The sequence below is a fragment of the Pseudomonas fitomaticsae genome, from assembly GCF_021018765.1.
In the GTDB taxonomy this organism is placed as follows: domain Bacteria; phylum Pseudomonadota; class Gammaproteobacteria; order Pseudomonadales; family Pseudomonadaceae; genus Aquipseudomonas; species Aquipseudomonas fitomaticsae.
Window position 1 is genome coordinate 6,359,231 of the sequence record NZ_CP075567.1, and the last position, 13,129, is coordinate 6,372,359.

Here is a 13,129-nt window from a genome sequence, read left to right on the forward strand (position 1 = left end):
TAATTACTTCTGCTTTTCGAAGCGGTAGAACAGGTTCGGCTCGCTGACCATGTACAGCGTGCCCGCCTCGTCCATGGTCACGCCTTCGGCGCGGGGAATGGTTTTCTTCAAGCCGTTGAAACCGCCGAGCAGGGTCATGAAGCTGACTTGTTCGCCCTTTTCGTCCAGCTCCAGCAGCAAATGCGAATCGGCGGACAGCACCAGGGTGTGACCGGTGCGCGGGTCGATCGCCAGGGCCGAGAGGTTGCGCAGGTCCAGCTCGTCGCTGTCGAGTTTCTGCTTGTCGCCCTTGAGCGTCTGGCTGCCGTCGCTTTTCCAGGTGAACAGCGCAGGCGGACGCTCTTCGCCCAGCAGCAGTTGCTGTTTGCGGGCGTCCCAGGTGATGGCTTCGAAAGCCTTGTTCTGGTCTTTCGACGGGCCGAGGTCGTATTTAGGGAAATCGTCGCGCTTCAGCTCGCGGGTCTCGGCATCGACCTTGACGATGGAAAGCATGTGCTCGCGCTCATCGACAATCGCCATCAAGCCGTTTTCCATCACCGTCAGGCCTTCCGGATTGCTCCAGCCCACCAGCGGCATCTTGCGCAGTACGTCACCTTGCAGGGTCAGCTCGACCAGGAATGGATTCTTGCCCATCACCGAAAACAGGGTTTTGGTCTGCGGGTTATAGGACAAATCCGAAGCTTCGTCCTTTTCCATGCCCGGCAACAGCTTGGCGTCGATGACCACCCGGTAGTCTGGAAGCCAGACGCTTTCCTGCTTCTCGGCAGGACTTTCAAAGCGCTCCAGCACCCACAGCACGCCCCGGTCATCCCAATGCATGGCAAACGCCAGCCCGTACGCAGCGGCGGCTGCCAACAAAAGCCAGGAATACCAACGCAGGGCGAAGCGCGAACGGCGAGCGGGTTTGAGCTGAGTTTGAGATGACATCAAAGGACGCGTTCCGAAAATTCAGGCTACGGGTAATAGCACAAAGAGGCCGGCTCAGACGCCAGAATGACCGGAATTATCCGGACAAGATGTGAAAAAAACGGCAAATGTCCGGATTGCCCTGCGTCTTTGCTGGCCGCATCACAAAACGAAAACGGGAGATTGCAGACTTGAGGGCTGAGCTCAAACCTGCAATCTCCCGCTCGGGAACGCGATGTACGGATCAGCGAACGCTGCTGGCGAAGCGACTGGCGCCCGGCAGTTCCAGCACGATTTCATCGCCAACGTTCAGCGGGCCGACGCCCACCGGCGTGCCGGTCAGGATCACGTCACCGGCCTGCAGCGAGAAGCAGCCGGCCATGTGCTGGATCATCGGCACGATCGGGTTGAGCATCGCGCTGCTGTTGCCGTCCTGGCGCACTTCGCCGTTGATGGTCAGGCGAATGCCGATGTCGGTCAGGTCGGCAAAGGTGCTGCCGACCACGAACGGTGCAATCACCGCCGCGCCGTCGAACGACTTGGCGATTTCCCACGGCAGGCCCTTGGACTTGAGCTCGGCCTGCTTGTCGCGCAGGGTCAGGTCCAGCGCCGGGGCGAAACCGGAGATCGCGTCCAGCACTTCTTCACGGCTCGGTTTGGTCGACAGCGGTTTGCCGATCAACACGGCGATTTCCGCCTCGTAATGCACCGAGCCACGCTCGGTCGGAATGCTGAAACCGCCTTCCAGCGGCACCACGCAACTGCCCGGCTTGATGAACAGCAACGGCTCGGTAGGCACCGGATTGTCCAGTTCCTTGGCGTGTTCGGCGTAGTTACGGCCGATGCACACCACTTTCCCCAGCGGAAAATGAATCCGCGTACCGTCGACATACTGGTGCTGATAGCTCATTACCGACTCCTGCCTTCATTGATTCATCAGGGATTGCCAATCAAACCGCGAAGATCTTGCCCGGGTTCATGATGCCGTTCGGGTCGAACACCGCCTTGACCGCTTTCATGTATTCGATTTCCACCGGCGAGCGGCTGTAGGTCAAGTAGTCGCGCTTGGTCATGCCCACACCGTGTTCGGCGGAAATCGAACCGTTGTACTTCTCGACGGTTTCGAACACCCACTTGTTGACGGTGGCGCACTTGGCGAAAAACTCGTCCTTGCTCAGGTTGTCCGGCTTGAGGATATTCAGGTGCAGGTTGCCGTCGCCGATGTGGCCGAACCAGACGATTTCGAAGTCGGGGTAGTGTTCGCCGACGATCGCGTCGATTTCCTGCAGGAACGCCGGGACTTTCGAGACGGTGACCGAAATATCGTTCTTGTACGGCGTCCAGTGGGAGATGGTTTCGGAGATGTACTCGCGCAGCTTCCACAGGTTCTGCAACTGGGTTTCGCTCTGGCTCATGACGCCATCCAGCACCCAGCCCTGCTCCACGCAATGCTCGAAGGTTTCCAGGGCGGTGTTGGCCACTTCTTCGGTGGTCGCCTCGAATTCCAGCAAGACATAGAAGGGGCAGTCGGTTTCGAACGGCGCCGGGACATCGCCACGGCCCATGACCTTGGCCAGGGCCTTGTCGGAGAAAAATTCGAATGCGGTCAGGTCGAGCCGGCCCTGAAAGGCGTGCAGCACCGGCATGATCGAATCGAAATCAGCGGTGCCGAGGACCATCGCAGTCAGGTTTTTCGGCGCGCGATCCAGGCGCATGGTGGCCTCGACCACAAAACCGAGGGTGCCTTCGGCGCCGATGAACAGTTGGCGCAGGTCGTAACCGGTGGCGTTCTTGATCAGGTCCTTGTTCAGTTCCAGCACATCGCCCTTGCCGGTCACCACTTTCATGCCCGCCACCCAGTTGCGGGTCATGCCGTAACGAATGACCTTGATCCCGCCGGCATTGGTGCCGATGTTGCCGCCAATCTGGCTGGAACCGGCCGAAGCGAAGTCCACCGGGTAGTACAAATCATGTTCTTCAGCGGCGTTCTGCAATTGCTCGGTGACCACGCCCGGCTGACAGACGGCGGTGCGGTCGGTCAGGTTGATGTCGAGAATCTGGTTCATGTAGTCGAACGACACGACTACTTCGCCATTGGCGGCCACGGCTGCGGCAGAAAGACCGGTGCGCCCGCCCGACGGCACCAGCGCCACTTTATGTTCGTTGGCCCAGCGGACGACGGCCTGCACCTGCTCGATGGTCTTGGGGAACACGATGGCGCTGGGCGCCGGGGCGAAGTGCTTGGTCCAGTCCTTGCCGTAAGCGTTCAGGGAGTCGGCATCGGTCAGGACCTTGCCAGGTTCGACCAGGGTCTTCAGTTCATCAATCAGGGCAGGATTGGTCATCGACGGAACTCTCGAACAATTCATGGTCATCCTGAGAACGCTTCACGTCGCAGGAATGAGTGTTTAGCGGGGTGGCTATGCTAGCATACCGACCCCGCAGGCCAGTGCCCAAGGCCGGTTCTGCGGTGACGGCTTTCTTGTCGTCCAGGTCAATGTCTGTTGACCATTTCCTGCCATTTTTCTCCGGGATACAGGTTTACGCAGATGAGCAAGACTTCTCTCGATAAGAGCAAGATCAAGTTCCTTCTTCTCGAAGGCGTCCACCAATCGGCTGTCGACGTCCTCAAGGCGGCGGGCTACACCAGCATCGAATACCTGACAGGCTCCCTGCCGGAAGCCCAGCTCAAGGAAAAGATCGCTGACGCTCACTTCATCGGCATTCGTTCGCGCACCCAACTGACCGAAGAGATCTTCGATCACGCGAAGAAGCTGGTCGCGGTCGGCTGCTTCTGCATCGGCACCAACCAGGTTGACCTGGAAGCGGCCCGCGAGCGCGGCATCGCCGTGTTCAACGCGCCGTACTCCAACACCCGCTCCGTGGCCGAGCTGGTGCTGGCCGAAGCGATCCTGCTGCTGCGCGGCATCCCTGAGAAAAACGCTTCCTGCCACCGTGGCGGCTGGATCAAGTCCGCAGCCAACTCCTTCGAGATCCGTGGCAAGAAACTGGGCATCGTCGGCTACGGCTCGATCGGCACTCAGCTGTCGGTCCTGGCTGAAGGCCTGGGCATGCAGGTGTTCTTCTACGACACCGTGACCAAGCTGCCACTGGGCAACGCGACCCAGGTCGGCAACCTGCACGAGCTGCTGGGCATGTCCGACATCGTCACCCTGCACGTTCCGGAAACCGCTGCGACCCAGTGGATGATCGGCGAGAAGGAAATCCGCGCCATCAAGAAGGGCGGCATCCTGATCAACGCTGCACGCGGCACCGTGGTCGAGCTGGATCACCTGGCCGCTGCGATCAAGGACAAGCACCTGATCGGCGCCGCCATCGACGTGTTCCCGGTCGAGCCGCGTTCCAACGACGAAGAGTTCGAAAGCCCGCTGCGTGGCCTGGACAACGTGATCCTGACCCCGCACATCGGCGGTTCCACCGCTGAAGCACAGGCCAACATCGGTCTGGAAGTGGCAGAAAAACTGGTCAAGTACAGCGACAACGGTACGTCGGTATCGTCCGTGAACTTCCCGGAAGTGGCCCTGCCGGCTCACCCTGGCAAGCACCGCCTGCTGCACATCCACGAGAACATCCCGGGTGTGATGAGCGAGATCAACAAGGTCTTCGCCGAAAACGGCATCAACATCTCCGGTCAGTTCCTGCAGACCAACGAGAAGGTCGGCTACGTGGTGATCGACGTCGACGCCGAGTACTCGGAGCTGGCGCAAGAGAAGCTGCAACACGTCAACGGCACCATCCGTAGCCGTGTGTTGTTCTGATCAAGCGTTGAGCGACAAAAAAAGGGAGCCTTCGGGCTCCCTTTTTCATGCACGCGAAAACGTCATTCGACGTTGACGGTGATCTTCTTCGACACAATCGGCGGATCGAAGGCCATGTGGCCGCTGTCACCCAGCTCCAGTTGCAAGGTGTGCTTGCCCGGCGCGAGTTTGATGTCGGCCTGGGTCTGCGCCTTGCCGAAGTGCATGTGGTTGGCGTCGGTCGGCACCACGGATCCGGCCGGAACGATTTCCTTGGCATCGATCAGCAGATGGTGATGACCGGTGTTCTTGGTGACGTCACCGGCCGGTGCCAGCGCGATGTCCTTTACACCGAACTTGACCGTGAAGGTCTGCGGAACCGTGGCTCCGTCCTCGGGAGAAACGATGAACACTTCGGCGCCCTTCGGTGCCGGTGTGGCCGCACTGGCCAGTACCGAAACACCCATCAGCACACCGGCCAACGCTGCACGTGACATAAAGCTTTTCATTTTCTTCTCCAGTTTTTCCGTAAAATCCGCACGGTCATGACAACTTCATGACCATTCGTTGTCGAAGGCACTCGACAACCATAGCAAAGCGAGCCTGGAAAACAGGCCGATATCGATTTCAAAGGAGTGACCATGCGTTTTCTGCCTGGCCTGATCTGCCTGCTTCCCCTTCTGAGCCCTCTGGCTCACGCCGAACTGATTGATGACGTCAACGACCGTGGCGAGTTGCGCATAGCCCTTGAGGCTAATACACCGCCCTTCAATTTCAAGGACGGCGACACGCTCACGGGGTTCGAGGTCGAGCTTGGGCATCTGCTGGCCAACGAACTGGATGTGCGCGCCGACTTCATCGTCACCGACGAAGCCGATCTGCTCCAGGGCGTCGAAAGCGGCAAGTACGACGTCGCGCTCAACCACATAGCACTGACCCCGGAACTCAAGGAACGTTTCGACGTGAGCGAGCCTTACACGCAGGTCAATGCGCAGTTGTTGGCGAAAAAGGACGAGCAACCTCGGCCGATGGTGCTGGTGCAGACGTTGACTGAGGAAAAGCCGAAGGTTGGGCCGCCGGTAGATCTGGCGATTCCGTTTCAAAAGGGTAACCCGGCGTTTCACGCGAGTCTGGAGAATGCCTTGCAGCGGATCAGGGCGGATGGGCGGCTGGAGGCGTTGTCGAAGAAGTGGTTGAGTGTGCCGGCTACGGAAAACTGAAGTGAGCGTGACTAGCCGAGCACGCTGAGGGCCTGTGCGGCTTGCGGCAGTTCGAGCTCATTGAAGACCTGTACGCCATGGCGTTTGAGCAACGCGGCGGTAACGCCCTCGCCGCTGACCTTCACCCCGCTGAACGTCCCGTCATAGGTCAACAGATTTCCGCACGAAGGACTGTTGGCCTTTAGCACCGCCACCCGAATCCCGTGTTTCTGCACCAGCGCCAGCGCCTGCCGCGCGCCATCCAGAAACTGCGCACTGACATCTTCGCCCTCGGTAGTGATCACCGAAGCGAGTCCGTCCAGCACTTCGCTGCCCTGCCCGCCCGGAATCTCTGCTGCTGCCCGTGGTGTCGGCAAGCCACCGGCGACTTCCGGACACAGCGGCACTACACGCCCTTCGGCAATCCACTGTTCCAGCAGATCGAACGGCCCGCTGGCTCCACCGTCGTAACGCACGCGGTGACCCAACAGGCAGCGACTGACCAGAATCCTGTGCATCTCAGAACGGCTCGTTGCCACGGCGGCGGAACCAGCCTGTCAGCGACAGCCGCTCGCGGCTGGCGGGCAACACTTCATGAGGGACTTCGCCGGAGAGAAACACCACCAGACAACCGCCCGTAGGCTGTACGTCATGAACGCGATCATTCTCCAGGTACATGCGCAGTTGCCCGCCATCCTCCGGCAGCCAGCCGTCATTGAGGTAGATCACCGCCGAGACCATGCGCCGGTCATCGTCGCGGAAACGGTCGACATGCCTGCGGTAGAACGCACCCGGCGGGTACAGGGCGAAGTGGCACTCGAAGTCTTCCAGCCCGAGGAACAGGCCCCGGTTCAGCGCTTCGCGCAGGCTGTCCATCAGGTTCAGGTAGCGGTCACTGGCCTCGGCCTGACCGGGGTCGATCCATTGGATATGGTCGCCACGAATCCCCTCGCGGATCTCCGAAAACGGTCCACGTCCGACCCCCGCCGGCGCCAGTTCACCTTCGGCGTCACGTTTGCGGCACTCGGCCGCCAGTGCGCGGGTCAAATCCGCAGGCAGGAAAATGTTCTGCTGCGACCAGCCGCGCTCGGCCAGGTCGTCGACGATACGTAACAGCAGCGGGTGATCAGAGGATATTTGCATGGCGCGCATAGTATGCCTGCGGCAAGAAATCCGACAGAGCCACGCGGCGGCTTGATACGAATTCTCGACAAGTACTGGCACCGCACGGAGAATAGTCGGCTGCCGACAGGAGTCCTTATGCGCCGTTTGCTTTTTTCACTGTTGATGTTCTGCGTTTTGCCCGCCTGGGCGGACGGCCACGACCAGTTGTACAAGGTCGCCGGCTGGCCAGAACAACGCGCGCATTTCAACGATGCCCTGAGTGCCGCGCAGCAGCGTTACCAGAACAGCCTGCCGCCGGCGGTGTTTCAGGCGCTGGTGAACAACAGCAATCAGCGCTTCGCCCCCCAGGCCGTGGATCAACGCGCCGAAGCGCAACTGCGCAAGAACCTCGCCGATCCGAAACCGGCCCTGTCGTTCTTTCAGTCACCGCTGGGCAAGAAGATCGTCGCCGCCGAACTGCTGGCGACCCGTCGCGATCAACTGGCGAAAAACGCCAAGGGCCTGCCGAAGATGCCGGCCAGCGATAGCCGCCTGCTGATCATCGGTCACCTCGCCCAAGCCTTGCCCGCCCGTGAAGCCGGCGCCGAAGTCAGCCTGGCGATTGCCGGCGTGGCAGCGGACAGCCTGAGTTCGATGATCCCCGGCCTGCTCGGCGGCGGTCAGGCCCAGGGCATGTTGAACGGTCAGCGCCAGCGTCTGATGGATCAGATCGGCGCCGATCTGAACAACACGCTGCTGTATGTCTATCGCGACCTGTCGGATGAAGAACTGGAAGAGTTCGCGACCTTTGCCGAATCCACCGAAGGCAAGGCCTACTATCAGGCCGCGCTGGCCGCGATCCGCGCCGGGCTGGCCGTGGGACAGAGCACCTCGAACCTCAGTCAGTGATCTAGGGGTTGCGGCCCTTGATCCGCTTGCTCAAGAACTCGAAATACTCCTCGCGCATTTCCGCCGTCTCGTTGGCCAGGTGATGCCGCGCCTCGGCCAGCAGCAGAATCTGCGGCCGGTCGAACTTCCATTTCATCACTTGCAGGTTGTGCTGCCAGTCCACGGTCATGTCCGCCTGGCCCTGAACGATCAGTGGCCGACGCGGACTTTTTTTCGCGTATTCAACCCGGTTGATCCAGCGCGACAACGCCCCGACCCACGCGGTCGGCAAGCGTTTTGGCTGCAACGGATCGGCCTGCAGGAACGGCAGGAAATCCGGGTCGTTGGAGTTCTCGCTGAAACGCCGGGCGATGCCCCTGACGAAGGGCCGCAGCAGGTAATAACTGAACTGCGACCAGCCCCAGGCACGCGGACGTACCAACGGCGCCAGCAGAATCAACTGCCCCTGCGCCGGGCTGTTTTCACCATGATTGAGCACGTGATCGACAATGATCGCCCCGCCGGTACTTTGCCCGCACAGATGCCACGGCTGCGGCAGGGCAATCGAGCGCGCCTCGGCGAACAGGCCTTGCAGTGCATCCTGATACTCGGAGAAATCGCGGATGCTCGCCCGCTCGCCACTGGACAGACCATGCCCCGGCAGATCGCAGGCAATCACCGCAAAACCCTGATCCAGCGCCCACTCGATCACATGCCGGTACAGGCCGGTGTGGTCATAAAACCCGTGCACCAGAAACAGCGTGGCCTTGGCCGTTTCCGCCGGCCACCAGCAATGGCTGACCAGTTGATAGCCAGCGATGTCGAACCGACCCATGCCACGCCAGACATCGCGCTCCGGAAAGTCGGTCTTGTAGAACCGCTGATACGCCTTCGCCTCCTCGGACAACGGCTGCCACTCGGCCAGAGGCTTGAGGCTCGCACGCAGATGATCGGGATCGAAGGCAACAGACATGGGCAATTCCAGAACGGTAAACGGACTTTATCGGCCTGCGATATTCATCTGTCGCGGCAAGCATGGCAAGCTAGCGCGCTCTCAAGGAATCAAAACCATGCGCTCGCCCTACCGCACCGCACTGTTTGCCAGCCTGCTCGCCATCGTGTGTGCCGGCGTGCTGTGGGCCGCGTACGACTGGTTTCAGGGCCGCTACCTGCGGGCTTTCAGCGAACACACCGCGGTATTTTCCGGTGACCCGCTGCGCTTGCCCGACGACCTCGCCGGCCCCGGCAATATCCGTCTGGTGCACTTCTGGGACCCGGCCTGCCCATGCAACGTCGGCAATCAACAGCACCTGACCGAGATGGTCGAACAGTTCGGCCCCAAGGGCGTGGAATTCTTCGCGGTGCAGAAGGCCGGCAGCCACGGCCAGTTGCCCGCCACTCTCAGCAGCCTCAAAACCATCGCGGTGTTGCCCGGCTCGGAGCAGATTCCCGCCAGCCCCGCCGTGGCGATCTGGGACCGCAGCGGCAAACTGGCGTATTTCGGGCCTTACAGCGAAGGCCTGACGTGCAACTCCAGCAACAGTTTTATCGAACCGATCCTGCAAGCGTTGAGTGATGATCGTCCGGTCAATGCGACTCATACGCTGGCGGTCGGGTGTTATTGCCCGTGGCCGGCCGAGATGAAGTAAGGCATTCCGGACATTTCAAGGACGGCGATGCGCAGCACACGAGGCGTGTGCTAATTGTTTGCAGCCCGCACGGGCGGCAATCCCGAATGCACAAGGAGTCACCATGAAACGCGTCTTCACCGTTCTTGCCTTGCTCATCGTTGTCCTGCTCGCCGCCGGCGGGTGGTATGTCTACAGCAAGCAACCGACGCGTCAGGGCCAGGTGGAATTGCGCAACCTGCAAGGCTCGGTGACCGTGCGTTACGACGAGCGCGGTGTGCCGCACATCCGCGCTGAAAACGAAACCGACCTCTACCGCGCCCTCGGCTATGTGCACGCCCAGGATCGCCTGTTTCAGATGGAAGCCATGCGTCGTCTGGCCCGTGGCGAGCTGGCGGAAGTGCTCGGGCCGAAACTGCTCGATACCGACAAACTGTTCCGCAGCTTGCGCATCCGCGAGCGCGCCGCCAGTTACGTGGCCGGCCTCGACAAGCAGTCACCGGCGTGGAAGGCCCTGCAAGCCTATCTGGACGGCATCAATCAATATCAGGACTCGCACGCAGCCCCCGTCGAGTTCGACGTGCTGGGCATCCCCAAGCGGCTGTTCACTGCCGAAGACAGCATCAGCGTCGCCGGCTACATGGCCTACAGCTTTGCCGCCGCGTTTCGCACCGAACCGCTGCTGACCTACGTGCGCGATCAACTGGGCGCCGATTACCTCAACGTCTTCGACCTCGACTGGCAGCCCAAGGGCGTGCTCGCCAAAGGCCACGCCGGCACCGCACCGGCCCTCGCCGCCGAAGACTGGAAAGACCTGAACACCCTCGCCCGCGTCAGCGAACAGGCGCTGATAGACAACGGCCTGCCGCAGTTCGAAGGCAGCAATGCCTGGGTAATTGCCGGCAGCCACAGCAAGAGCGCCAAGCCCTTGCTGGCGGGCGATCCGCACATCCGCTTCTCGGTGCCGTCGGTATGGTACGAGGCGCAGCTGTCGGCGCCGGGTTTTGAACTCTACGGCCATCATCAGGCGCTGGTGCCGTTTGCGTTCCTGGGGCACAACCTGGATTTCGGCTGGAGCCTGACCATGTTCCAGAACGATGACCTCGACCTGATCGCCGAGAAGGTCAATCCGGACAACCCGGATCAGGTCTGGTATCGCGGCCAGTGGACCGACATGGTCAAGACCGAGCAGCAGATCGCGGTGAAAGGCCAGACGCCTGTGACCATCACCCTGCGCCAGTCGCCCCACGGCCCGATCGTCAACGACGCCCTCGGCAGCGCCGCCGGTAAAACCCCGATTGCGATGTGGTGGGCCTTCCTCGAAACGCCAAACCCGATCCTCGAAGGCTTCTACCAGCTCAACCGCGCCGACACCCTGGCCAAGGCCCGCGCCGCAGCGGCCAAGGTGCAGGCGCCGGGACTGAACATCGTCTACGCCAACGCCAAGGGCGATATCGCGTGGTGGGCCTCGGCGCTGTTGCCCAAGCGTCCGGTCGGGGTGAAGCCCGGTTTCATTCTCGACGGCAGCAGCAATCAGGCGGACAAGGACGGCTACTTCCCGTTCAGCGCCAACCCGCAGGAAGAGAACCCGACGCGGGGCTATATCGTCTCGGCCAACTTCCAGCCCGTGTCGCCGACCGCCATGGAGATTCCCGGTTACTACAACCTCGCCGACCGTGGCCAGCAGCTCCACCGCCAGCTCGCCGACAAGAACGTGAAGTGGGACAACGAGGCCAACCAGAAGCTGCAACTGGGCACCTCCACCGGTTATGGCCCGCGTCTGCTGGCGCCGTTGCTGCCGGTATTGCGTGAAGTGGTGAATGATCCGGCGCAGCTGAAACTGGTCGAGCAACTGGCCCAATGGCAAGGCGACTATCCACTGGATTCGGTCAGTGCGACGGTGTTCAACCAGTTCCTGTTCAACCTCGCGGACGCGGCAATGCGCGATGAGCTGGGCAATGATTTCTTCGAAACCCTGCTGTCGACCCGAGTGATCGATGCAGCCCTGCCCCGGCTCGCGGCGAATGCCGATTCACCGTGGTGGGACAACCGCAGCACGCCGAACAAGGAAACCCGCGTCGACACCGTACGCGCTGCGTGGCAGGCGAGCATGGCGCACCTGAAGTCGACCCTCGGCGACGATGCATCCGGCTGGCAATGGGGCAAGGCCCACACGCTGACCCATGGTCATCCGCTGGGTCAGCAGAAGCCGCTGGATCGCATTTTCAACGTCGGCCCATTCGCCGCACCGGGCTCCCATGAAGTGCCGAACAACCTCTCGGCGAAGATCGGTCCCGCGCCGTGGCCGGTGACCTACGGCCCGTCGACCCGCCGGCTGGTGGACTTCGCCGACCCGGCTCACAGCCTGACGATCAACCCGGTCGGCCAGAGCGGCGTGCCGTTCGACAGCCACTATGACGATCAGGCGGAAGCGTATGTGGACGGGATGTATGTGCAGGCGCATTTCAGTGAGGAAGAGGTGACGGCGAATACGCGCAGTACCTTGAAGCTGTTGCCGGCTCGGGCGGCGCAATAAGCGCCGCTCAAACCATCGCCGCAAAGTTCAGCCGGAACTGCTGCGGCGTCACCCCCAACCGGCGGTTGAACACGCTGCGCATGTGTTGCGCATCGCGAAACCCGCACTGATACGCCACCGTCTTCAGCGGCGCCGTGGTGCTTTCGAGCATCACCCGCGCCGCATCTACCCGCGCCCGTTCGACGAACTCCGCCGGGGTGACTTTCGCCTCCCGGGCAAACACCCGGGAAAAATTCCGCGCACTCATGTTCGCGGCATTCGCCAGGTCAGCAATGGTCAGGTCGCCGGTGAGATTGGCCAACACGTACAGCTGCACCATCGCCACCGCCGACGTCGGCACGGCGTGGGGCGTGAGAAACGGGCTGAACTGCGACTGCCCGCCGGAGCGCTGGGTGAACACCACCAGGCGCTTGGCCACGCTCAGCGCGACCTCGGCCCCGTAATCACGCGCCAGCAGGTACAGCGACAGATCGATCCCCGCCGTCACCCCCGCCGAGGTGTAGAGCTGGCCGTCCTCGACGTACAACCGATCAGCCTCGACCCGGCTCGACGGGCATAACTGCGCCAGCGCTTCGGCGTCATTCCAGTGGGTGGTAACCGTGCGCCCGTCCAGCAACCCTGCACGGGCGAGCATGAACGCGCCGTTGCAGATCGAGCCAAAACGCCGCGCCCGTCCACAAGCCTCGCGCAACCAGCCGTCAAACCCGCTGCCAAAATCCAGAAACGGCAACTGCGGTCCGCCCGCCACCAGCAGCAAGTCATAAGCCTCTTGCACGTCGCTGAAATGCCGATGCGCACTCAGGGTCAGCCCGTTGGAACACGGCATCGGCCCGCGCTCGACACCGATCACGTCGAGCCGGTAATGATCCTCCGGCGCCAGGAAGCGGTTGGCCTCGGCGAACACGTCCATCGGCCCGCTGACGTCCAGCGCCTGCACGCCGGGGAACACCACGATGGCAACGGTTCTGTTCATGGCAATCTCGGCTCCCGGGGAATGGCGGATCAGCGCCAACCCTAACCAATCCTCGCCGCAGAAGCGAGCTGGCACGATTTGCAGGTGGAATGGCAAGGATCGCAGCCATGGATCGATTGTCCGGTTTTGCCCCCGGG

The 13,129-nt window shown here is 61.7% G+C and carries 13 protein-coding genes; 5 read left to right on the forward strand and 8 right to left on the reverse strand.

What is annotated here, in order from left to right:
* Window positions 1-3: 3 nt before the first annotated feature.
* From KJY40_RS28925 to KJY40_RS28935, 3 genes are all read right to left on the reverse strand, one after another.
* Complete coding sequence (locus tag KJY40_RS28925) at window positions 4-927, reverse strand: SdiA-regulated domain-containing protein (RefSeq protein ID WP_230734076.1); 924 nt, start codon at window positions 925-927, stop codon at window positions 4-6.
* 223 nt (window positions 928-1,150) lie between these two features.
* Window positions 1,151-1,816 (reverse strand): fumarylacetoacetate hydrolase family protein, encoded by a 666-nt coding sequence (locus KJY40_RS28930; protein WP_230734078.1) that lies wholly within the window; start codon window positions 1,814-1,816, stop codon window positions 1,151-1,153.
* A gap of 40 nt (window positions 1,817-1,856) precedes the next feature.
* Window positions 1,857-3,251 carry an FAD-binding oxidoreductase gene (locus KJY40_RS28935; protein ID WP_230734080.1) on the reverse strand — a complete coding sequence of 465 codons (1,395 nt, stop codon included), beginning with the start codon at window positions 3,249-3,251 and terminating at the stop codon, window positions 1,857-1,859.
* Window positions 3,252-3,455: 204 nt separating this feature from the next.
* Between KJY40_RS28935 and serA the strand changes: the two genes are divergently transcribed.
* Window positions 3,456-4,685, forward strand: coding sequence for a phosphoglycerate dehydrogenase (gene serA / locus KJY40_RS28940; RefSeq protein ID WP_007953487.1), 1,230 nt, complete (start codon window positions 3,456-3,458; stop codon window positions 4,683-4,685).
* A gap of 62 nt (window positions 4,686-4,747) precedes the next feature.
* Here the strand turns inward: serA and KJY40_RS28945 are convergent, their stop codons facing one another.
* Complete coding sequence (locus KJY40_RS28945) at window positions 4,748-5,173, reverse strand: DUF4399 domain-containing protein (RefSeq protein ID WP_007953489.1); 426 nt, start codon at window positions 5,171-5,173, stop codon at window positions 4,748-4,750.
* 132 nt (window positions 5,174-5,305) lie between these two features.
* Between KJY40_RS28945 and KJY40_RS28950 the strand changes: the two genes are divergently transcribed.
* Window positions 5,306-5,884 (forward strand): transporter substrate-binding domain-containing protein, encoded by a 579-nt coding sequence (locus KJY40_RS28950; protein ID WP_230734082.1) that lies wholly within the window; start codon window positions 5,306-5,308, stop codon window positions 5,882-5,884.
* An 11-nt stretch (window positions 5,885-5,895) separates the two neighbouring features.
* Here the strand turns inward: KJY40_RS28950 and KJY40_RS28955 are convergent, their stop codons facing one another.
* Together KJY40_RS28955 and KJY40_RS28960 are read right to left on the reverse strand one after the other, a co-directional pair.
* Complete coding sequence (locus KJY40_RS28955) at window positions 5,896-6,381, reverse strand: DUF523 domain-containing protein (protein WP_230734084.1); 486 nt, start codon at window positions 6,379-6,381, stop codon at window positions 5,896-5,898.
* Window position 6,382: 1 nt separating this feature from the next.
* Entirely contained in the window at window positions 6,383-7,015 is a 633-nt protein-coding gene (locus tag KJY40_RS28960) for a 2OG-Fe(II) oxygenase (protein ID WP_230734085.1), read from the reverse strand.
* Between the two features lie 108 nt (window positions 7,016-7,123).
* On the opposite strand from KJY40_RS28960, the gene KJY40_RS28965 reads away from it, so the two are divergent.
* Window positions 7,124-7,876 (forward strand): DUF2059 domain-containing protein, encoded by a 753-nt coding sequence (locus KJY40_RS28965; RefSeq protein WP_039765403.1) that lies wholly within the window; start codon window positions 7,124-7,126, stop codon window positions 7,874-7,876.
* Between the two features lies 1 nt (window position 7,877).
* Here KJY40_RS28965 and KJY40_RS28970 read toward each other — a convergent pair whose 3' ends face one another.
* A complete protein-coding gene (locus tag KJY40_RS28970) occupies window positions 7,878-8,828 on the reverse strand; it encodes a phospholipase BipL (protein ID WP_230734087.1) in 951 nt (316 codons plus the stop codon).
* Between the two features lie 97 nt (window positions 8,829-8,925).
* Between KJY40_RS28970 and KJY40_RS28975 the strand changes: the two genes are divergently transcribed.
* A complete protein-coding gene (locus KJY40_RS28975; RefSeq protein ID WP_230734090.1) occupies window positions 8,926-9,504 on the forward strand; it encodes a DUF6436 domain-containing protein in 579 nt (192 codons plus the stop codon).
* Between the two features lie 103 nt (window positions 9,505-9,607).
* A complete protein-coding gene (locus KJY40_RS28980; protein WP_230734092.1) occupies window positions 9,608-12,019 on the forward strand; it encodes a penicillin acylase family protein in 2,412 nt (803 codons plus the stop codon).
* 7 nt (window positions 12,020-12,026) lie between these two features.
* Here KJY40_RS28980 and KJY40_RS28985 read toward each other — a convergent pair whose 3' ends face one another.
* Window positions 12,027-12,992, reverse strand: coding sequence for a GlxA family transcriptional regulator (locus KJY40_RS28985; RefSeq protein WP_230734094.1), 966 nt, complete (start codon window positions 12,990-12,992; stop codon window positions 12,027-12,029).
* Window positions 12,993-13,129 lie beyond the last annotated feature (137 nt).

Bases quoted from the DNA above. Each gene is read 5' to 3' on its own strand.
- KJY40_RS28965 (WP_039765403.1), top strand. From the start codon at position 7,124: ATGCGCCGTTTGCTTTTTTCACTGTTGATGTTCTGCGTTTTGCCCGCC.
- KJY40_RS28960 (WP_230734085.1), bottom strand. From the start codon at position 7,015: ATGCGCGCCATGCAAATATCCTCTGATCACCCGCTGCTGTTACGTATC.
- KJY40_RS28970 (WP_230734087.1), bottom strand. From the start codon at position 8,828: ATGTCTGTTGCCTTCGATCCCGATCATCTGCGTGCGAGCCTCAAGCCT.
- KJY40_RS28975 (WP_230734090.1), top strand. From the start codon at position 8,926: ATGCGCTCGCCCTACCGCACCGCACTGTTTGCCAGCCTGCTCGCCATC.
- KJY40_RS28930 (WP_230734078.1), bottom strand. From the start codon at position 1,816: ATGAGCTATCAGCACCAGTATGTCGACGGTACGCGGATTCATTTTCCG.
- KJY40_RS28950 (WP_230734082.1), top strand. From the start codon at position 5,306: ATGCGTTTTCTGCCTGGCCTGATCTGCCTGCTTCCCCTTCTGAGCCCT.
- KJY40_RS28985 (WP_230734094.1), bottom strand. From the start codon at position 12,992: ATGAACAGAACCGTTGCCATCGTGGTGTTCCCCGGCGTGCAGGCGCTG.
- KJY40_RS28935 (WP_230734080.1), bottom strand. From the start codon at position 3,251: ATGACCAATCCTGCCCTGATTGATGAACTGAAGACCCTGGTCGAACCT.
- KJY40_RS28980 (WP_230734092.1), top strand. From the start codon at position 9,608: ATGAAACGCGTCTTCACCGTTCTTGCCTTGCTCATCGTTGTCCTGCTC.
- KJY40_RS28955 (WP_230734084.1), bottom strand. From the start codon at position 6,381: ATGCACAGGATTCTGGTCAGTCGCTGCCTGTTGGGTCACCGCGTGCGT.
- KJY40_RS28945 (WP_007953489.1), bottom strand. From the start codon at position 5,173: ATGAAAAGCTTTATGTCACGTGCAGCGTTGGCCGGTGTGCTGATGGGT.
- serA (WP_007953487.1), top strand. From the start codon at position 3,456: ATGAGCAAGACTTCTCTCGATAAGAGCAAGATCAAGTTCCTTCTTCTC.
- KJY40_RS28925 (WP_230734076.1), bottom strand. From the start codon at position 927: ATGTCATCTCAAACTCAGCTCAAACCCGCTCGCCGTTCGCGCTTCGCC.